This is a genomic window from Actinomycetospora termitidis, from assembly GCF_030286555.1.
In the GTDB taxonomy this organism is placed as follows: domain Bacteria; phylum Actinomycetota; class Actinomycetes; order Mycobacteriales; family Pseudonocardiaceae; genus Actinomycetospora; species Actinomycetospora termitidis.
Genome location: NZ_JASVWF010000008.1, coordinates 25,912 through 43,977, shown reverse-complemented (window position 1 = coordinate 43,977; position 18,066 = coordinate 25,912). Strand labels below are relative to the sequence as shown.

18 protein-coding genes are annotated in these 18,066 nt (G+C 72.0%); 3 read left to right on the top strand and 15 right to left on the bottom strand.

Annotation, left to right across the window (positions count from 1 at the left end; genetic code table 11):
- Positions 1 to 171: 171 nt before the first annotated feature.
- The 3 genes from QRT03_RS27095 to QRT03_RS27085 are packed head-to-tail and all read right to left on the bottom strand — an operon-like array spanning position 172 to position 3,118.
- Complete coding sequence (locus QRT03_RS27095; RefSeq protein ID WP_286056264.1) at positions 172 to 1,344, bottom strand: thiolase family protein; 1,173 nt, start codon at positions 1,342 to 1,344, stop codon at positions 172 to 174.
- The gene (locus tag QRT03_RS27090; RefSeq protein WP_286056263.1) at positions 1,341 to 1,904 is read right to left on the bottom strand and encodes a carboxymuconolactone decarboxylase family protein; all 564 of its coding nucleotides are present in this window, start codon (positions 1,902 to 1,904) and stop codon (positions 1,341 to 1,343) included. Before QRT03_RS27090 ends, QRT03_RS27095 begins: the two co-directional genes overlap by 4 nt.
- On the bottom strand, positions 1,904 to 3,118 hold the full coding sequence (locus tag QRT03_RS27085; protein WP_286056262.1) for a CaiB/BaiF CoA transferase family protein: 1,215 nt from the start codon (positions 3,116 to 3,118) through the stop codon (positions 1,904 to 1,906). The genes QRT03_RS27090 and QRT03_RS27085 overlap by 1 nt, the downstream gene beginning before the upstream one ends.
- 173 nt (positions 3,119 to 3,291) lie before the next feature.
- Here QRT03_RS27085 and QRT03_RS27080 point away from each other — a divergent pair, with 173 nt between their 5' ends.
- Entirely contained in the window at positions 3,292 to 4,005 is a 714-nt protein-coding gene (locus tag QRT03_RS27080; RefSeq protein WP_286056536.1) for an IclR family transcriptional regulator, read from the top strand.
- A 6-nt stretch (positions 4,006 to 4,011) separates the two neighbouring features.
- Here QRT03_RS27080 and QRT03_RS27075 read toward each other — a convergent pair whose 3' ends face one another.
- Genes QRT03_RS27075 through QRT03_RS27065 form a run of 3 tightly spaced genes read right to left on the bottom strand, consistent with a single transcriptional unit; the run spans position 4,012 to position 6,208 of the window.
- Positions 4,012 to 4,842 (bottom strand): sugar phosphate isomerase/epimerase family protein, encoded by an 831-nt coding sequence (locus QRT03_RS27075; RefSeq protein WP_286056261.1) that lies wholly within the window; start codon positions 4,840 to 4,842, stop codon positions 4,012 to 4,014.
- A complete protein-coding gene (locus QRT03_RS27070) occupies positions 4,839 to 5,912 on the bottom strand; it encodes a YncE family protein (RefSeq protein WP_286056259.1) in 1,074 nt (357 codons plus the stop codon). The genes QRT03_RS27075 and QRT03_RS27070 overlap by 4 nt, the downstream gene beginning before the upstream one ends.
- Positions 5,909 to 6,208, bottom strand: a complete 300-nt coding sequence (locus QRT03_RS27065; protein WP_286056258.1) for a YciI family protein — start codon at positions 6,206 to 6,208, stop codon at positions 5,909 to 5,911. The genes QRT03_RS27070 and QRT03_RS27065 overlap by 4 nt, the downstream gene beginning before the upstream one ends.
- Positions 6,209 to 6,329: 121 nt before the next feature.
- On the opposite strand from QRT03_RS27065, the gene QRT03_RS27060 reads away from it, so the two are divergent.
- Entirely contained in the window at positions 6,330 to 7,694 is a 1,365-nt protein-coding gene (locus QRT03_RS27060; RefSeq protein ID WP_286056257.1) for an LLM class flavin-dependent oxidoreductase, read from the top strand.
- 219 nt (positions 7,695 to 7,913) lie between these two features.
- Complete coding sequence (locus QRT03_RS27055) at positions 7,914 to 8,279, top strand: HD domain-containing protein (protein WP_286056256.1); 366 nt, start codon at positions 7,914 to 7,916, stop codon at positions 8,277 to 8,279.
- Positions 8,280 to 8,415: 136 nt separating this feature from the next.
- Here QRT03_RS27055 and QRT03_RS27050 read toward each other — a convergent pair whose 3' ends face one another.
- The 9 genes from QRT03_RS27050 to QRT03_RS27010 form a co-directional block, all read right to left on the bottom strand.
- A complete protein-coding gene (locus QRT03_RS27050; protein ID WP_286056255.1) occupies positions 8,416 to 8,883 on the bottom strand; it encodes an NUDIX domain-containing protein in 468 nt (155 codons plus the stop codon).
- Between the two features lie 521 nt (positions 8,884 to 9,404).
- Entirely contained in the window at positions 9,405 to 10,151 is a 747-nt protein-coding gene (locus QRT03_RS27045) for an SDR family NAD(P)-dependent oxidoreductase (protein ID WP_286056254.1), read from the bottom strand.
- Between the two features lie 188 nt (positions 10,152 to 10,339).
- Positions 10,340 to 10,756, bottom strand: a complete 417-nt coding sequence (locus QRT03_RS27040) for a VOC family protein (RefSeq protein WP_286056253.1) — start codon at positions 10,754 to 10,756, stop codon at positions 10,340 to 10,342.
- Entirely contained in the window at positions 10,753 to 12,132 is a 1,380-nt protein-coding gene (locus QRT03_RS27035; protein ID WP_286056252.1) for an NAD-dependent succinate-semialdehyde dehydrogenase, read from the bottom strand. The genes QRT03_RS27040 and QRT03_RS27035 overlap by 4 nt, the downstream gene beginning before the upstream one ends.
- 35 nt (positions 12,133 to 12,167) lie before the next feature.
- On the bottom strand, positions 12,168 to 12,602 hold the full coding sequence (locus QRT03_RS27030) for a PPOX class F420-dependent oxidoreductase (RefSeq protein ID WP_286056251.1): 435 nt from the start codon (positions 12,600 to 12,602) through the stop codon (positions 12,168 to 12,170).
- A 129-nt stretch (positions 12,603 to 12,731) separates the two neighbouring features.
- Complete coding sequence (locus QRT03_RS27025; protein ID WP_286056250.1) at positions 12,732 to 13,991, bottom strand: xanthine dehydrogenase family Fe-S subunit; 1,260 nt, start codon at positions 13,989 to 13,991, stop codon at positions 12,732 to 12,734.
- Positions 13,988 to 14,863 carry an FAD binding domain-containing protein gene (locus QRT03_RS27020; protein WP_286056249.1) on the bottom strand — a complete coding sequence of 292 codons (876 nt, stop codon included), beginning with the start codon at positions 14,861 to 14,863 and terminating at the stop codon, positions 13,988 to 13,990. Before QRT03_RS27020 ends, QRT03_RS27025 begins: the two co-directional genes overlap by 4 nt.
- Positions 14,864 to 14,867: 4 nt before the next feature.
- Positions 14,868 to 15,644, bottom strand: coding sequence for an enoyl-CoA hydratase/isomerase family protein (locus tag QRT03_RS27015; RefSeq protein ID WP_286056248.1), 777 nt, complete (start codon positions 15,642 to 15,644; stop codon positions 14,868 to 14,870).
- Between the two features lies 1 nt (position 15,645).
- On the bottom strand, positions 15,646 to 18,066 hold the full coding sequence (locus QRT03_RS27010; protein WP_286056535.1) for a xanthine dehydrogenase family protein molybdopterin-binding subunit: 2,421 nt from the start codon (positions 18,064 to 18,066) through the stop codon (positions 15,646 to 15,648).

Below are 18,066 nucleotides of genomic sequence, written 5' to 3'. Positions count from 1 at the left end.
CCCCGAACCCAATGAACAGGGTTCACGTCGGCTGTGGTGGTCCACCATCGTCATCTGTGCTGCTCGGCGACCTGATCGAGCAGAAGCGATCTTGTGTTGTGAGTGCCCGTCAGCTGCTGTGGTGTGACGTGAGTGGTCCCCAATCCGGCCCCGGCTCGTAGGGGGTGGTGGTCAGGCGACGCCGGTGAGCAGGGTCGCCACCGAGGTCGCGTAGTCGTCGCCCATCCAGCCTCCGGAGTTGACCGCGAGGGCCCGCCGCGCGTCGGGGACCTGGCGCTGCCCGGCGCTGCCACGCAGCTGGCGGGTGAGCTCCACGATCTGGGCGACCCCGGTGGCGCCCAGCGCGTGCCCGCGGCTGAGCAGCCCGCCGTCGGTGTTCACCGGCGCGGTCCCGCCGGGCCCGGTGCGGCCGTCGCGAGCGGCGTCGGCGCCCTGCCCGACGGGCACGAGGCCGACCTGCTCGTACTGGACCAGCTCCGCGAACGCGCAGGCGTCGTGCAGCGCGAAGACGTCGATGTCGGCCGCGGTGAGCCCGGTGGCGGAGTAGGCCTGGTCGGCCGCGCGGCGCACGACCGAGGAACCGGAGCGGTGGCTCACCATCGTGGTGGTCGCGATCGAGACGTCGCCGGTCGATGCCCCGTCACGCGCGGTCAGAACGACGGCGGCGGCACCGTCGGTCAGGGGCGAGCACGTCAGGAGGCGCAACGGGTCTGCGACCGGACGGCTGGCGGCGACATCGTCGATCGAGACCGGGTCGCGGAACTGTGCGTCGGGGTTCCCCGAGGCGAACGTGCGGTTCTTGACCGCGACCGCGGCGAGGGCGTCGGCGATGTCGCCGTGCTCGGCGGCGTAGGCGCGGGCCTGCGCGGCGTAGGCGCCCATCATCACCGAGCCGCCGGTCACCGTCTCGCCCTCCCGCTGCAGGGACAGGTCGGTTCCCGACTCGATCGCCGCGAACGACCGCGCCTTGTCGGGGTGGAAGAGCTTCTCGGCGCCGACGGAGATCGCGGTGTCGACCTGGCCGGAGGCGACGGCGAGCCACGCGAGGTGGACCGCCGAACCTCCGGAGGCACAGGCGTTCTCGGTGTTCACGACGGGGATCCCGGCGAGTCCGGTGCCCTTGAGCGCGACCTGACCGCGGATCATCTCCTGGCCGCAGAGCACGCCGGCGGCGGCATTGGAGAACACGGCGGTGCCGACGGCGTCGACGGACAGACCCGCGTCGGCGAGCGCCCCGGCGACGGCCTCCTCGGTCAGCGACCCCAGCGTGCGGTCGAGGTGCTTGCCGAAGCGCGTGGTGGCGACCCCGACGACGTGGACGGGACGCAGGGCGGGCGCGGTCATCGGTGCTCCGGGGCGGGGAATCGGGGGAGGTGGTCCTCGCGCTGCACGCCGGTGGCGTTGAGGAACCCGGCGGTCATGCGGTAGAAGCCGACGAGCAGGACGAATTCGAGGGCCTGGTCGGTGTCGTAGCGCTCCACGAGCGTCCGCCAGGCCTCGTCGCCGAGGTCGTCGTGGTCGATCAACTCGTCGACGATGGCGAGCAGGGCGGGTTCCGGTGTCGAGGCGGACGGCGTCGTGACCGCCTCGATCTCGGTATCGGTCAGACCGACGTCGCGGCCGATGAGGACGTGCTGTCCCCACTCGTACTCGCACCCGGTGTTCCACGCGGTGCGCAGGATCGCCAGTTCGCGGTCGCGGGAGGGCAGCGTCCCCCGGGTGAGGAAGAAACCGCCGAGGACGTTGAACCGCTTCAGCATCCGCGGGTGCCGCGCGAGCGTGCGGAAGATCGTCAACGGGGTGCCGCCGGCGTCGGACAGGGTGCGTCCGAGCAGGTCGGCGACCTCCGGCGTCGGGTCGTCGACGGGGGCGACCCGCGGGGTCTCGGAGTGCGGCAGGGACATCAGCCGACCACCTTCTCCTCGCGCAAGCCCGCGATCGCCTGCTCGTCGAGACCGAGTCGGTCGCGCAGCACCTCGTCGGTGTGCTCTCCCAGCCCCGGGAGGGTGGCGGGGCCCTGCCCGACCAGGGAGCTGGCGACCTTGATGGGGTTGCCGACGGTGCGGATCTCGCCCAGCTCGCGGGTGACGGTCGGTTGCTGCATCCCCCGGGCGGCGACCTGCGGGTCGGAGGCCAGGTCCGCGGTGGTGTTCACCGGGGCCGACGGCACGCCCGCGGACTGCAGCGCGCCGACCGCCTCGGTCCGGGAGCGGGCGGAGGTCCACGCCTCGACGGCCGGGCGGACGAGGGCCTCGTGGGCCTGCGAGCGCTGGTGGCCGGTGATCAGGTCGGGGTGGGTCGCGAGGTCGGGCCGGTCGATCACGGCGCACAGGTTCGCCCACTCCCGGGCGTTGAGGACCGCGATGATGACGTAGCCGTCGTTGGTCGCGAACGGTCCCCAGGGGGACTGCAGGGCGTACTGCCCGCGGCCCATCGTCTCGCCGACGTGCTCCTGGTAGGCCATCGGCAGGTCGTTCATGAGCACCGACGCGTCGAACATACCGAGGTCGACGCGGGTGCCCTGACCGGTGCGGTCGCGGTCGCGCAGCGCCACGAGGGTGCCGGCGAAGGCGCAGGTGCCCGTGAAGATGTCCGACATCGCGAAGCCCATCCACGCCGGGGGGCGGTCCGCCTCGCCCGCGAGGTGGGTCAGCCCTGCCATGGCCTCGGCGATGATGGCGTAGGCCGGCCGGTCCCGGTACGGGCTGGGCAGGACGTCGTCGTGCCCGAACCCGCTGATGGAGGTGTAGACCAGGCGCGAGTTGATCTCGTGCAGCCGGTCCCAGGAGAAGCCGAGTCGGGCGAGCACACCGGGCCGGAAGTTCTCCACGAGTACGTCGGCCTGCGCCACGAGCCCGGTGAGCAGCTCCTTGCCGCGCTCGGTCTTGAGGTCGATCTCGACGCTCTTCTTGCCGCGCGAGAAGCGCAGGATGTTCAGGTTCGTGCTGCCGCCCGGACCGTGCAGCTCGTAGCCGGCGTGCCGGTACGTCTCGCCGCCGACCGGCTCGACCTTGATCACCTCGGCACCGAAGTCGGCCAGCATCATGCTGGTGACCGCGCCGCTCACGATCTGTGTCAGGTCGACGACGGTGACACCGGACAGGGCGAGCTCGCCCACGTGTCCCTCCCGAATGTCGCAGCGCTCACTGGGTGAGCGTGCAGTGCATCTGATGAGATGACCGTAAGGAGCGGCACCGACGCGCGTCAACCCTCCGGAGCCGTGCGGGGAACTCGTACGATCACCGGTGCCGTGGGACGCGCTGACGGAGGAGGGGGAGATCCGTGAGGTCGATGCAGCGGGTGGTCGCCATCCTCGAGAGCGTCGCCGCCTCGCCGACCCCCGCCACGGCGGCGCGGGTCAGTGAGGACATCGAGCTGTCGCTGTCGACGGTCTCGCGGATCATGCGTGAGCTCGCCGACGAGCGGATGCTCGACCGGACCGACGAGGGGTCCTACCTGCTCGGGGCGCGGATGTTCCGGTTGGTGCGTCGTGCCCGGGAGGGCGGGGAGCCCATGGCCGTGGTGCACCGGGCGCTCGGCGAGTTGCGGGACCGGACGGGGGAGACGGCGTCGCTGAACGTGCGGCGTGGTGACAACCGCGTCTGCATCGCCTCGGCCGACAGCCGCCAGGAGCTGCGCCGGGTGGTGCCGGTCGGCGACGCCATCCCCATGGTCGGTACGGCGACGGGCGACGTGCTCATGGCGGATCTCCCGCCCGCCGAGCAGACGGCGCTGATCGACCGGGCCGGCCGCGGTGTCGGTTCCCGGGTCGACCTGCTCGCGCGCCTGGAGCAGACCGCCGGACGTGGGTGGTCGGTGCAGAGCGACGGTCTGGTCGCCGGGGTGACCGGGGTCGCGGTCCCGGTACGCGCCGGGAACGAGCTGGTCGCGGCGCTGACCCTGTCCGGGCCCACCACCCGGCTGCCCGAGGCCGCCGTCGGGAAGCTGTTGCCCGACCTCGAGGACGCCGCGGCCCGGATCGCGCCGTGGCTGGGGACCGGCTGAGCGGGCTCAGACGGGGCGGCGCGCCGCGGCGAGGGCCGACCGGGCTCCCTCGGCGGCCCGGTGGGCGGCCTCGTGGACCGGGAGGTCGTTGAGCTCGCGGGACAGCGCCTCCACGGCGAGCGGCGCCCGGACGCCCAGGCCGTCGAGTCCGGCCAGCCAGCCGGTGAGGTCGATGACGCCCGCGCCCGGGACGAGGCGGTACTCGAGTGCGTCCTGCGCTGGGTCCTCGCGCGGGACCGCGAGCATGTCGTTGAGCTGGATGCTCGCGATGCGGTCCGTGACCCGGGCGAGGTCGTCGAGCCCCACACCGGCGCGGTGCACGTGGTAGGCGTCCAGGACGATCCCGGCGTTCGCGGCGCCCGACGCGACGATGAGCGCCGCCGCTTCGTCGGGTGTCGCCATCGGCGAGTGCGCGCGTGGTTCGAGGCCGACGGTGAGGCCGTGCTCGGCGGCGCGGGCGGCCAGGCCGGCGAAGCGCTCGGCGAGCAGGTCGTCGGGGACCTCGTCGCCGACGAGGCGGATCGTCGTGACCTGCCGCGACCCGAACGCGTCGGCGAGCGCGAAGACCGCCGCCTCCTGGCCGTGGTCCCCGGAGTCCCACCCGCGCAGCGGCTCGAGCTCGGGTACGGCGAGGCCCGCCGACGCCACGGCCGCGACCACCGCGGACGGATCGCCGTCCGCGGGGAGCTCGGCCGGGGCGAGGGCGAGCCCCGTGAACCCGGCCGCCGCGGCCGCCGTGGCCCGGGCGGCGAGGTCGTGCCGCGGAGGTCGGCTCAGGTGGGCGCCGGTGAGGGTGAAGTAGCTGGCCACGAGGTCGTGCCCGGCGAGCAGGCTCATCGGCCCGCCTCGCCCGCGGGGACCAGACACATCCCGTGCGACCCGCCGAAGGCCGGCCCGATGTTGTTGTCCAGGCGGGCGCGCACCGTGTTCTCCACGAGGTCGACGACGCTGACGGACCCGGTCTTGAGGTTCGCGACGTAGGCCGTCGTCGAATCCGGCGACACCCGCACCGTGAAGGGGAGCTCGTCCAGCTCGATCGCGGCCGACAGCGTCATCGTCTCCGGATCGACGACGTCGAGGCGGCCCGGCACGGGGCCGGGCGTCACCGCGTCCGGGGCCGGGAACCAGAACTCGGTCACCAGGACGCGGCCGTCGGGGGCCACCCGGAGCGCGGAGAGGTACTCGTGGGTCTCGAAGCGCCCCACGACCTCCTCCCGCTCCGTGTCGATCTTCAGGAGTCGCGGGGTCGGCGTGCCGGGCGGGGGCGTGCGCTTGGTCAGGCGGCCCTGCGAGACGTTGACCGTCAGCGACATCATCGGGGTCGCGGCGTAGACGAACCGGCCGTCGGGGGAGCAGTCGATCTCCTCCGCGCCGCCGGGCGAGGGGATCTCCGCGACCTGGCGGCCGGCGCGCAGGTCCACCACGGAGATCACCGGCGCCTCCTTGTGCGCCACGTACGCCCTGGCGCCGTCGGGAGTGAGGCACAGCCAGTGGGCGTTGGGTGCATCGAGGGGGATGTTGCCGACGACCTCCCGGCGGGCGGCGTCGATGACGACGATGCCGTTGCGGCCGTCCTCGAGTTCGACACCCGTGTAGATGCGGTCGGCGACCGGGTCGAACTCGACGTCGTGCGGGGCGAGGTAGGGGGCGATGTCGATGACGTCGACGACCGCGCGCGCGTCGGGGTCGACGACCGAGAGCTCGTGGGCCTTCGGCTTGCCCTCGCCGTACGCGCCCGCCCGGTAGGTGTGGGTCAGGTACGCGAGGCGCCGCCCGTCGTCCCACGCCATCTCGTGCGGCTGGGCGAGCAGGCCCTCGACACGGGCGAGATGCTCGAACGACGCGGTGTCGAAGAAGTCGAGGTGCTGGGCGAACTGGCTGCTCACCATGAGCACCGGCGCGCTCACGACGCCGCCGTGAGGTGGCTCGCGGGGTCGGCCAGGCCGACGCGGAACTGGTGGAGCTCGTATCCGGCGACGCCCTCCACCACGAACGGGTCCCGATCGAACAGGGCGCGGGCCTCGGCCTCGTCGTCGCCGTAGGCCACCACCAGCCCGCCACGGACACCGACGCGCGGACCGGAGCAGAGGAACCGCCCGTCGGCGATCTGCTGCTCCACGAACCCGCGGTGCGCGGCGAAGAGCGCGCTCTCCCGGTCGATCTCCTGGTGATAGCTCAGTAGGCACACGAACACGGGAGGCATCTTCGGGGAGGTACGCCTCCGAGTCCAGACCTTCTGCCACTTCCTACGACCACCACGTAGGAGTTACGGTCACCAAGCGAGATACGGTGAGGCGCGTCGCAGCGTCGCGAGGAGGAATGGCATGGCCGACAGGGGCACCGCGAAGGAGATCCGCTTCAACGCACTGGAGCAGGGCAACCCCAGCTTCCAGTCGTTCGGGCTCTGGGCGCACCCGCGCGACCGCGCAGTGGACTACACGAAGCTCTCCTACTGGACCGAGTACGCGCAGCTGCTCGAGCGCGGCCTGTTCGACAACCTCTTCCTGGCCGACGTCTACGGGTTCCCGGACGTGTTCCGCGGCAACGCCGACGGGGCGCTGCGGAACGGCTCGCAGGCTCCGAGCCTCGACCCGAGCGTGCTGCTGGCCGGGATGGCCGGCGCCACCAGCAACCTCTGCTTCACCATGACCGGCAGTGCCACGTACGAGCGCCCGTACAGCTTCGCCCGGCGCCTCTCCACGCTCGACCATATGGCCGATGGCCGGATCGGCTGGAACATCGTCACGAGCTACCTGGAGAGCGGCGCGCGGGCCATGGGGCTCGACGGGCTCATCCCGCACGACCGCCGCTACGACATGGCCGACGAGTTCCTCGAGGGCGTCTACCGGCTCTGGGAGCAGAGCTGGGGCGAGGGCGCGCTCGTGAAGGACAAGGAGACGCGTGTCTACGCGGACCCGTCGAAGATCGAGCGGATCGACCTCGAGGGCGAGTTCCACCGCTTCCACGCCATCCACGCCACCGAGCCCTCCCCCCAGCGCACCCCGCTGCTCTTCCAGGCCGGCGGCTCGTCGCGCGGTCGGCTCTTCGCCGCCACCCACGCCGAGGGCATCTACCTCAACGGCACGACGATCGAGATCGTGCGGGACAAGATCGCGACGATGACCAAGGAGCTCGAGGCCGTCGGGCGCTCGCGCGACTCGGTCAAGTTCTTCGCCGGGGTCTCGGTGTTCGTCGACGAGACCGACGAGCTCGCTCGCGCCACCTACGACGACTACCTGCGCTGGTCCAGCCTCGAGGGCCTGCTCTCCACCATGTCCGGGATCATGGGCATCGACCTGTCGCAGTACCCCCTCGACGAGCCGATCGTCTACGCGGAGAACGACGCCAACCGCTCGGCCATGGAGATGTTCACCCGCAACAACGCGTGGACCCTCCGCCAGGTGCTCGAGGAGAAGGCGCTCTGCGGCACCAACATGGCGCTGGTCGGCAGCCCCACCCACGTCGCCGACGAGCTGATCCGGTGGATGGACGAGACCGACCTCGACGGGTTCAACATCGCCCGGATCGTCGCCCACGAGACCTACGAGAAGTTCATCGATCTCGTCGTCCCGATCCTGCAGGAACGCGGTCGGTACAAGACCGAGTACGCCCCGGGCACCTTCCGGGAGAAGCTGTTCGGCATCAGCCGCATCCCGGAGACCCACACCGCAGGCACGTACCGCCGGTGAGCCGGCGACCGGCCTGAACGGATCGGCCGGACGCTGGACGCGACTCCCGGGCCGAGGTGTCGATGGGCGACGGCGGGCAGGAGGAGCCATTCTGATCGAGCTCCTGGCCGGCCGGCTCTCCGCCGGGCCGGCCACCGGCACCCAGTGCGAGTTGTCGACGCTGCTCACTAGCCTGACCCGACGGTCGAGTTCGATGACCCATTCGCGCTGTCCGAGTCGTTGCTCGCGGAACCATTGCCCGACCGTTGGCGACACGTCCAGGCGGTCGCCGACCAGGCCTCCCGGCTTGGCGACATCGAGGACGTCGACGCCGAGGACCTGCGCGTCGCGGCGATCCTGCACGACATCGGCTACGCCCCGACGATCGCCCCCGAGCGGTTCTACCCGCTCGACGGCGCTCGCTTCCTTGCAGGTGTGGACTATTGGGACCGAATGGTCGCGCTCGTCGCGCGCCACTCCGGCGCTGTCGTCGAGGCGGAGCTACGCCAGATCGACGGCGTCGAGGATTACACCGACGAGGCCAGCCCGACCCGCGACGCGCTCTGGTACTCCGACGGGACCGCAGGGACAGCGCCTCACCGCTGATGAGCGGTGGGCTGAGATTCGTCGTCGGTATGGCCCGGGGGAACGTGGTCACGAGGTTCCTCGACCGAGTCGGACCCGAGCTGCGGGCCGCGGTCGACCGAACCCTCGAGAGGATGTCGACCGCGGGCATCCCGACCTAGTCGACGTGGGGAGGGGCGTCGCGCACGCCGTCGTCTATTCGCCGTCGCATGCGCCCGTCGATCGGGAGCTGCTCCAGCTCTGCCGCGTTCACCCATCGGACGGTTCGGCTTTCGCTGCTCGACCGCGGGGTGCCCGCCTCTGCCCGGGCACGCAGGCAGATCGTGAACCCCTGCCGGACCTCGCCGTCGTCGTAGGCGATGACGTGCCGGGGATCCGAGTAGATGCCGACCACGCCGGAGACCTCGATCTCGAGCCCGGTCTCCTCGCGGGTCTCGCGGACGGCGGCCTCGCGGACGGACTCGCCGAGCTCCTGCGCGCCGCCCGGCAGCGCCCCCGTGCCGTTGTCGGTGCGCTCGATCATGAGCACTCGGCCCTGCTCGTCGACGACCACGACGGCGACTGCCACCACGAGGCTGTTGGTCGCCGGGGCGTCGGGATCGTCGTAGTAGTCGGTCTTGGGCACGCCAATAGACCTACCACTGCGGGGGCGTGCCGCCCTTTCGGACCGCGGTCGAAGCTGCAGAAGCTGACAGCAGACGCTGCGCGGGTCGTCAGGCAGGGCTCGCACCGGATGTCAGTGGCAAGAAGTGCCTATAGGGGGTCGCGATGCCGCTGAAGTCGGAGGGAGAAGCCCTGGGCTGGCCGCACACGACGAAGGCCCCGACCGATCCGGTCAGGGCCTCCACGAAGGGTGCGCCGTCAGGGACTCGAACCCCGAACCCAGTGGACAAGGTTCACGTCGGCTGTGGTGGCTTGCTGTCTGCATCTGTGCTGCTCAGCGACATGATCAAGAGATAGCGATCTTGTGCCATGGGTGCCCGTAGACGGCCGTGGGTGTGACGTAAGCGGTACCGAAAGCGGGCCTCGTCAGTCAGGGTCGGGTGTCGAAGGCTGACGTCGTTCCAGCCCTGGCCGGGCGATACGGATGGCACGACAGCACCCGCCGCCCGGCGAGAGGAGCGGCTGTCCGGCCCGCCTGCGGATTCAGGGCATGATCAGGCCGCCGTTGACTGGCGCCCAGCTGCCGGTGGTGAACGCGGCGTCGTCGCCGGCGAAGTGCGCCACCGCGCGGGCGACGTCCTCGGGTCGGGCGAGCCGGCGCATCGGGGTCGCATCAGCGAGCTGCGACCTGAGCTCCTCGGGGAGTCGGTCGCTCACGGCGGTGTCCTCCACCGTGGACGGGGCGACGACGTTGGCCGTGATGTTGTGCGGTGCCACCTCAGCGGCGACGTAGCGCACGAAGGAGTCCAGGGCGGCCTTGGCAACCCCGAGGGCGATCATCCCATCCCGGGGACGTCGGGACAGGCCGGTGGACAGGTAGATCAGCCGTCCCCGCCGGCGGTCGATCATCCCGGGCAGCACGGCCTTGGTGAGCAGGTGTGCCGCGTGCATCTCCTGGTCGAGTTTCGCCGAGAGCTGCTCCCAGTCGAGGTCGGCGAACGAGGTGACCGGGAACGGGGTCATGGCGTTGTGCACCAGAACGTCGAGCCGGCCCCAGCGCTCGCGGGCCGCCTCGACCACTCGCGTCACGTCGGCCGGGTCGGTCACGTCGCCCTGCACCACCAGGGCGTCCCCACCGGCCGCCCGCACGTCGTGGGCGACAGCCTCGGCCGCGGTCGCGCTGTCGCGGTGGTTGACCACCACGGCGTGACCGCGCGCCGCGAGTTCGCGCGCCGTCGCCGCTCCGATGCCCCGGCTCGCTCCGGTGATCAGACACACCCGCTCGTTCACCTGCACTCCTGCCCGTCGATCCTCGCCCGAGACGGGAAGCCCGCTCGGCTGACTCGACTCACTGGTGGTCGTCGCGTATGCCGTGCCACGGCGCGGCAACTCGCACCTCGCCTCGGACGGGTGGAGCCACCTCGGGTGAGCGACGCGGGAACGGTCGTCCCGCGAGTGCCCGGATGCTGTCGCCGCCGTCAGTCCCCTGTAGGCAGCCAGATCTCCCAGGCGATGCCGTCCGGGTCGCAGAACGACACGAACTCGGCGTAGCCCGCGTCGCGGGTCGGGGAGTGCTCGACGTCGTGCTCGTCCAGTCGCGTCGACCAGGCGTCCAGCGTGGCCCGGTCCGGGACGGTCACCGCGAGGTGGTCGAGCCCCGTCCGTTGCGGGTCGAACCGGTCCCCGCTGCGTCGGTGGGGCTCGTGGATGCCCAGCGTCATCCCGCTTCCGGGATGACGCATCAACCAGCGGGGGTGACCCTCGGACGGCGGCCCCTCGGTGACCTCACCGACGCGCTCGAAACCGAGTACGTCCTCGTAGAAATGCACGCTGGTCGTCATGTCCCGCACGACCAGCGCGACGTGGGCGATGCCGGAGAAGGTCGCGGTGCTCACTGGATCCAGATCGTCTTGGCGTTGACGAACGACTGCGGGCCGAAGGAGGCGAGCTCGCGGCCGTAGCCGGAGTTCTTCGCCCCGCCGAACGGCACTTCGGGCGTCGACTCGGTGATCTTGTTGATGTAGACCATGCCGCTCTCGACCTCGTTGGCGAAGCGCTCCTTCTCGTCCTCGTCCTCGGTCCAGGCGCTGCCACCGAGGCCGAACGACGAGTCGTTGGCGATGTCGATGGCATCGTCGATGTCCCGGGCGCGGAAGACGAGGGCGACCGGTCCGAAGAGCTCCTCGTAGTACGCGGGGGCGTTCTTCGGGATGTCGGCCAGCACCGTCGCGGGGTAGTAGTTGCCGGGCCCGCCCAGGGGCTTGCCGCCGGTGAGGAGCGTGGCGCCCTTGGCCACGGAGTCCTGGACCTGCTGGTCGAGCTCCTCGAGTCCCTGTGGGCCGGACATCGGGCCGAGCTCGGTGTTCTCGTCGGACGGGTCGCCGACGGTGAGGGCGTCCATCTTCTCGACCAGCAGCCGCTGGAACTCGTCGGCGATCTGCTCGTGGACGATGAAGCGCTTGGCGTTGATGCAGGACTGCCCGTTGTTGAGGGTCCGGCTCGAGACCGCCGCGTCCGCGGTGGCCTCGAGGTCGGCGGAGGGCATGACGATGAACGGGTCGCTGCCGCCGAGCTCGAGCACACTCGTCTTGACGTTCCGGCCGGCGCGGGCGCCGACCTCGCGGCCGGCGGGCTCGCTGCCGGTGAGGGTCACGGCGCGGACGCGGTCGTCGTCGATGATCCCCTCGATCTGCGAGCTCGGGACCAACAAGGTCTGGAAAGCGCCCTCGGGGAACCCGGCCCGGGTCAGGACGTCCTCGATGGCCATCGCCACCTGGGGGACGTTCGAGGCGTGCTTGAGGAGTCCGGTGTTGCCCGTCATCAGCGCCGGCGCGGCGAAGCGCAGCACCTGCCAGTAGGGGAAGTTCCACGGCATGACCGCGAGCACGGGGCCCAGCGGCTGGTAGCGCGTGATGATGCGGGCGTGCTCCGGGGCGTTCGACGGGTGCGGCCACTCGACGTCCGCGAGGGCCTCGGCCGCGTGGTCGGCGTACCAGCGGCAGCCGTAGGCGCACTTGGTGACCTCGGCGCGGGCGGCCACGAGGGTCTTGCCCATCTCGAGGGTGGCGAGCTGGGCGAGCCGCTCGTTGTCCTCGTCGAAGATGTCCGCGGCGCGCCGCAGCCAGTCGGCGCGCTGGGAGAAGGTCGTGTCCCGGTAGGTCCGGAAGGTGTCCCACGAGCGCTGGAGCTTCTCCTCCAGCTGCGCCTCGGTCAGCGCCTCGAACTCGCGGACGGTCTCGCCGGTGGCGGGGTTGATGGTCGCGATGGCCATGGTGGTGGTGATCCCTTCGACAGGACGAAGCGAGGTCAGTCGCTGGTGTCCTTGTTCTGGTCGATGATCGTCTGGCGTTCGGGGGTGACCCAGAGGATCACGCGCTCGGACTTGATGCCCTCGGGTGGGTAGTCGGTGCCCAGGTACTGGTGGGCGACCTCGTCGATGTGGGTGCGGGCCTCGTCGCCGGTGGTGGTCCGCTCGACCCGGCCGCGGATCTCGGCGTAGCGGTAGGGGTCGGACTCGTCGCGGATCAGCACGGTGATCCGGGGGTCGGACTGCAGGTTGCGGTAGCGCTTGCGGTGGGTCTCGGTGTTGAGGACCAGCTGCCCGTCCTTGATCGCGACCCACAGCATCTGGGTCTGCAGCCTGCCGCTGGGCAGCACCGTGGTCACCGCAGCGAAGTTCTTCCCACTCGCGAGTTCCTCGGTGACCGGATGCAGCTCGGGGCCGTTCTTCGTGTCCGCCATCAGCGGTCCTCTCGTCGTGGGGCGGCCGGATGACCGATGCGGCATGCGCATGAAACCGGCGTCGCCCCGGTGCTCCAGCTGGCGTCGTCGTGGACCCAGAACGCGACCAGCGCCGACGTGCGCCGATGGTCAGGCGTTCCCGTGCCGGATGCGGTCACGGACGCGGTGTGCAGTTCGGCGCAAGGCGCCGACAGCGGCGTCGCGGGCCGCCCCGGCCGCGAGTCGTAGCCTGCGCGCGAGGGAGACCTCGGAGACCGAACCGGTCTCGGCGGCCTCGTCCACCCCGGCGGCGAACTGCTCGAACAGTCGGCGGGACACGTCCCCGGCCAGGGCCCGGCCGAACTGGGCGACCCGTCCGGACAGGTGCACGTCGGCGTGCGCGGTGAGCTCGGTGCCGCCGTCGGCGGTCGGCGTCGCGGCCAGGACGACGTCGGCGGAGGTCGCGCTGCCGCCGGTGTCCTTCCCCTGGCCGTGGAAGCGGAGCCGGTGGGTGTCCGGGTCCCGCTCGACGACCTGGGCGAGTCCCTCGAACGACAGCTTCACGGGGCCGAGCGCGACGGTGGCCCGCCCGCGGTGGCGGTCCTCGTCGTAGGACTCGACGAGCTGGGCCCCGGGCAGGCAGCGCGCCAGCAGGTCGAAATCGGTGAGCACGGCCCAGACGCGGTCCACCGGGGAGGTCAGCTGCGAGGTCACGTCGACGACCGCGGAGGGCGGGCCGGAGGGCAGCCGCACCTCACTGAGCTGCGGAGCCGCCGCCGCGGTGTCCTCGGGAGCATCGCCGGGACGGCTGGCCGCGGACCGGCCGACCAGCATCCGTGGCGCACATCCCCGGGGCTCCGGCACGCCGTCGGGGTAGGTCCCGGCGACGTCGGAGACGGCCGCCAGGATGCCGCGGTAGCCGGTGCAGCGGCACAGCACGCCCGACATCGCCTCGGGCAGGTCCTCCTCGGCGGTCTCCGGTTCGTTGGCGAGCAGGTCGTAGCTGCTCATCAGCATCCCGGGCGTGCAGAACCCGCACTGCAGGGCGTGGTGGGCGGAGAACGCCTGCTGCAGCGGGTGCTGGTCGTCGGGGGAGCCGAGCCCCTCCACGGTGACGATCTCCGCACCCTCGCACTGCACGGCGAACAGCAGGCACGCCCGGGCGGCCTCGCCGTCGAGGAGCACGGTGCACATGCCGCAGACCCCGTGCTCGCAGCCGAGGTGCGTGCCGGTGAGGCCGAGGCGCTCGCGCAGGACGTCCCCGAGGTGGGCCCGGGGCGGCACCTCGACGGTGGTCTCGGTGCCGTTGACGACGAAGGTCACCTCGGCGGTCTCGTGTGCTGCGACCCGGGCAACGGGCGCGGGCACGCGGCGGGAGCCGGTGTCGTGGCGCTCGGGGGCGGCGGTCATGCAGTGGTCCTTCCCTCGCGGGCACGGCGCAGCGCCCGGGACAGCTCGCGGGCGGCGAGGACGGCGAAGAGCCGCCGCCGGTAGCCGGTGGAGCCGTGCGTGTCCCCACCGGTGTCGACGAGCGCGGCGGCCAGCTCGGTGGTGGCGGGCCGGAGGTCCTCCTCGCTCTCGCCGGTGGCGAGCAGCGCGGTGACGTCGCGGGTGACCGCCCGGTCGGAGATGCCGAACCCCGTGAGGACGGCGGAGCGCACCGCCCCCGAGTCGGCGACCTGCACCCGGCACACCACGCCGGCGAGGGCGAAGTCGCCGTGCCGGCGGGCGATCTCGGCGAACCCGAACCCGTCCCCGGGACGGGCGGCCGGGAACGTGACCGCGGTGACGACGTCCTCGGGCCCGGCCGCCGTCGTCATGGCGCCGGTGACGAACTCCTTCGCCGGGACGGTGCGGGCCCCACCGGGCCCGGACACCTCGACCTGCGCGTCGAGGCAGCAGGCCACGGCGGGCAGCTCCGCGGCCGGGTCGGCGTGGGCGAGGCTGCCGCACACCGTGCCGCGGCTGCGCAGCTCCCGGTGCCCGACGAACGGCATCGCCATCGCGATCAGGGGCACGTCCCGCGCGGCCGGATCGTGCTCCACGACCCGCTGCCGGACGGCCGCGGCGACCCGGTAGCCGGAGCGCGCGTCCGGCCCGTACTCGGTGAGCTCGGGAACGGCGGTGACGTCGACCAGGGTGGCGGGGCGGCCCAGCCGCATCGCGAGCACGGGGACCAGGGACTGGCCGCCGGCCAGGACCTTGCCGTCCCCGCCGCCGAGCTCGGCCAGCACGTCGTCGAGGGTCGGGGGCCGGACGTAGGCGAAGGGTGCTGCCTTCATCGGGTCACCGCCCCGTGAAGACGGGGCTGCGCTTCTCGCCGAACGCCTTCACACCCTCGGCGAAATCCTGGGTGGCCCGCAGCATCGAGTAGGCCTTCCGCTCCAGCTCGATGCCGGTGTACAGCGGCCCGTCGACGCCGCGGTCGAGGACCTCCTTCGCCGTGCGCAGCGCGGCGGGGGAGAGGCTCGCCATCTTCTGCGCGAGCGCGTCGACGGCCTCGCCCAGGGCGTCGCGGTCGGCATGGAGCTCGCCGGAGAGGATCCCCCAGTCCAGCGCCTGCTGGGCCTGGATCCGGGTGGCGGAGAGGATGTGGAACTTCGCCCGCGACTGGCCGATCAGGCGGGCGAGGCGCTGCGTGCCGCCGGAGCCGGGAATCATGCCGAGATTCATCTCGGGAAGCGCCAGCTGGGTGCGCCCGGTGCCGAACCGGATGTCGCACGAGAGCACCATCTCCAGCCCGACGCCGAAGCAGTACCCGTCGATCGCCGCGATGACCGGCTTGGGGCTGCGCGCGGCGGCGGTCACGTCGTGCCCGAGGTCGGTGAGGTCGATCGGGTCGACCTCCATGAACCCGGCGATGTCGCCGCCGGAGGTGAAGTGCTCGCCGTCGCTGCGCACGACCACGACCCGTACCTCGGGGTCGGCGTCGATCTCGGCGAAGCGCTCGGCCACCAGCCGGCGCATCTCCATCGTCACGACGGTGTACCTGCCGTGGGAGAGCGTCACGTAGGCGACGTGGCCGTCGCGCTCGAGGGTGACGTCGCCGCCGGTCAGTGACATGTCAGGCGTCCTTCCGATCGTCGGTCAACAGCTGGTGGAGCACCTCGCCGTGCAGGGGCAGGGAGGTGACGTCGATGCCGAGCGGCGCGAGGGCGTCGGCGACGGCGTTGGCGTAGGCCACGGGGAAGCTCATCGAGGAGCCCTCGCCGCAGCCCTTGGCACCGAGCGGGGTGAGCGGCGAAGGCGACACCACGTGGTCGGTGCGCAACTCGAAGCCCGCCTCGGCGGAGGTGGGGCACAGGTAGTCGAGGAACGTGGCCGCGGTCGGCTGACTCGACGGAGCGTGGGTGAACTCCTCGTAGGCGGCGCCGCCGAGCCCGTGCACGAGGGCGCCGTACACCTGGCCGTCGAGCAACGTCTGGTCGAGGACCGTGCCGGCGTCGTGGACCGACGACACCCGGTCGACCTCGATCTCGAGGGTGTCCGGGTCGATCCGCACCGCGACGATCTCGGCCACGAATCCGTAGCAGAGCGACGAGTTGATCCGGTCGTCCGCCGAGGCGGCCCGGGTCTCGCGCGGGGAGAACTCGGCCTCGGCGTAGAGCCGCGCCGGGACTCCCGCGGGCAGCGCGGCGGGGTCCCAGTGCACGACACCGGCGGCGTGGCGGAACTTCACCGCCCGCCCGTCGGGGGTGCGGACCTCGCCGCCCTCGAGGACGAGCGTGGCGGGGTCGACGCCGTCGAGCAGCGTCGACGCGGCGGCCCGCACCGTGACGGCGATGGTGTCGGCCGCGGCGACGACGGCGCTGGTGACCAACGGCGCGAACCGGGAGGAGTAGCTGCCGGAGGTGACCGTCCACGGGGTGGTCGCCGTGTCCATGTCGATCACGGCGCGGACCTGCTCGGGGGGCAGCCCGAGGCGCTGCGCGGCGATCTTGCGGGCGACCGTGGCGTGCCCCTGTCCCTGGGGGACCGAGCCGAGCAGCACCGTGACGACGCCCTGCGGATCGACCGACATCCGCACGTGCTCGGTCGACCCCGACTTGTCCCGCCCCGGGGTCCGCTGCTCGGCCGGGGTGGCGAGCCCGACGTAGCCGATGTTGGTCCCGGACGGATCGACCACGAGGGCGGTCCCGATGCCGTAGTGGGCGCCGGCCGCGCGAGCCTCGTCGCGCCGCCTCTCCAGCTCGGGGAGGTCGGCGTTCTTCGTCGCGAGGTCGAGCGCGGCGAGGTAGTCGCCGGAGTCGTACACCCCTCCGGTCGCGGTCTCGTGCGGGAAGGAGGTGATGAGGTTGCGACGGCGCAGCTCGAGGGCGTCGACGTCGAGCTCGGCGGCGATGTCGTCCAGGAGCCGCTCCAGCCCGAAGTAGAGCTGCTGGCCGCCGAAGCCGCGGTTGAGGCCGGTCGGCATGGTGTTGGTGACGACCGCCCGGGCCCGGATGCCGACGGCGTCGATGCGGTAGGGCCCGGTGATGTTGCCGAAGCAGCGGTACAGCGTCGAGGGTTCCGGGGGCCGAAGGTAGGCGCCGACGTTGTCGACGAGGTCGGCGCGCAGTGCGGTGATCGTGCCCTCGCCGTCGAGCGCCGCCGAGAACTCCATCGACCGGTCGGCGCCGGACGAGCTCGCCGTGAGGTGCTCGACGCGGTCCTCGGTCCATCGCACCGGTGTCCCCGCGTGCTTCGACGCCAGCGCGAGGAGCACCACGTAGGGATAGATGCCGGCTTTGATCCCGAAGCTGCCGCCGATGTCGGCCGGGACGTGCAGGCGCACCCGCGAGGTCGGGATGCGCAGCGCGCCCGCCATGACCGGCACCATCGAGAACGGCCCGTGGAAGTTCGCCCAGGCCTCGACGGACGGCCCGCCGTCCTGCTCGGTCCAGTGCGCGACGACCGAGTAGCACTCCATCGGCACGGACGAGTAGCGCGGGAACTCGTAGCGGCGGGTCACCACGTGCGCAGCGGCCGCGAAGCGGTCGTCCGGTCCGCCGAAGGAGAAGGTGCGGTCCGTCGCGACGTTGGACTCGGCGTCCTCGTGCAGGCGGGGCGCATCGTCGGCCAGCCCGGACCGGGCGTCGCTGACGGCGGGCAGGTCCTCGTAGGTCACGTCGACGAGCTCGGCGGCGTCCTCGGCGACGTAGCGGTCGGTCGCGACGACGACGGCGATCGGCTCGCCGACGAAGCGGACCTTGTCGACGCCGGTCGGGAGGTAGGGCATCGCCGCGCCGGTCGACAGCGGGAACGGACGCAGAGCGGTCCGAACCTCCTCGGGTCCGATCACCGCGGCGACCCCGGGGTGGCGGCGCGCCCTCGACAGGTCCACCGCGAGGAGCCGGGCGTGCGGCCGGGTGGAGCGCACGACGGCGGCCACCAGCGTCCCCGGCAGCGGGTCGAGGTCGTCGAGGAACCGGCCGCGGCCCGCGACCAGGGCCGCGTCCTCGTCGCGCGAAGGGGTCCACCGCGGCGGTGCGGCCTCTGCGGTCAT

Excerpts from the sequence above, each read along its gene's own strand:
- QRT03_RS27090 (WP_286056263.1), bottom strand. The coding sequence starts at position 1,904 with ATGTCCCTGCCGCACTCCGAGACCCCGCGGGTCGCCCCCGTCGACGAC.
- QRT03_RS27095 (WP_286056264.1), bottom strand. The coding sequence starts at position 1,344 with ATGACCGCGCCCGCCCTGCGTCCCGTCCACGTCGTCGGGGTCGCCACC.
- QRT03_RS27025 (WP_286056250.1), bottom strand. The coding sequence starts at position 13,991 with ATGACCGCCGCCCCCGAGCGCCACGACACCGGCTCCCGCCGCGTGCCC.
- QRT03_RS27020 (WP_286056249.1), bottom strand. The coding sequence starts at position 14,863 with ATGAAGGCAGCACCCTTCGCCTACGTCCGGCCCCCGACCCTCGACGAC.
- QRT03_RS27060 (WP_286056257.1), top strand. The coding sequence starts at position 6,330 with ATGGCCGACAGGGGCACCGCGAAGGAGATCCGCTTCAACGCACTGGAG.
- QRT03_RS27015 (WP_286056248.1), bottom strand. The coding sequence starts at position 15,644 with ATGTCACTGACCGGCGGCGACGTCACCCTCGAGCGCGACGGCCACGTC.
- QRT03_RS27030 (WP_286056251.1), bottom strand. The coding sequence starts at position 12,602 with ATGGCGGACACGAAGAACGGCCCCGAGCTGCATCCGGTCACCGAGGAA.
- QRT03_RS27080 (WP_286056536.1), top strand. The coding sequence starts at position 3,292 with ATGCAGCGGGTGGTCGCCATCCTCGAGAGCGTCGCCGCCTCGCCGACC.
- QRT03_RS27010 (WP_286056535.1), bottom strand. The coding sequence starts at position 18,066 with ATGACCGCAGAGGCCGCACCGCCGCGGTGGACCCCTTCGCGCGACGAG.
- QRT03_RS27035 (WP_286056252.1), bottom strand. The coding sequence starts at position 12,132 with ATGGCCATCGCGACCATCAACCCCGCCACCGGCGAGACCGTCCGCGAG.
- QRT03_RS27065 (WP_286056258.1), bottom strand. The coding sequence starts at position 6,208 with ATGCCTCCCGTGTTCGTGTGCCTACTGAGCTATCACCAGGAGATCGAC.
- QRT03_RS27075 (WP_286056261.1), bottom strand. The coding sequence starts at position 4,842 with ATGAGCCTGCTCGCCGGGCACGACCTCGTGGCCAGCTACTTCACCCTC.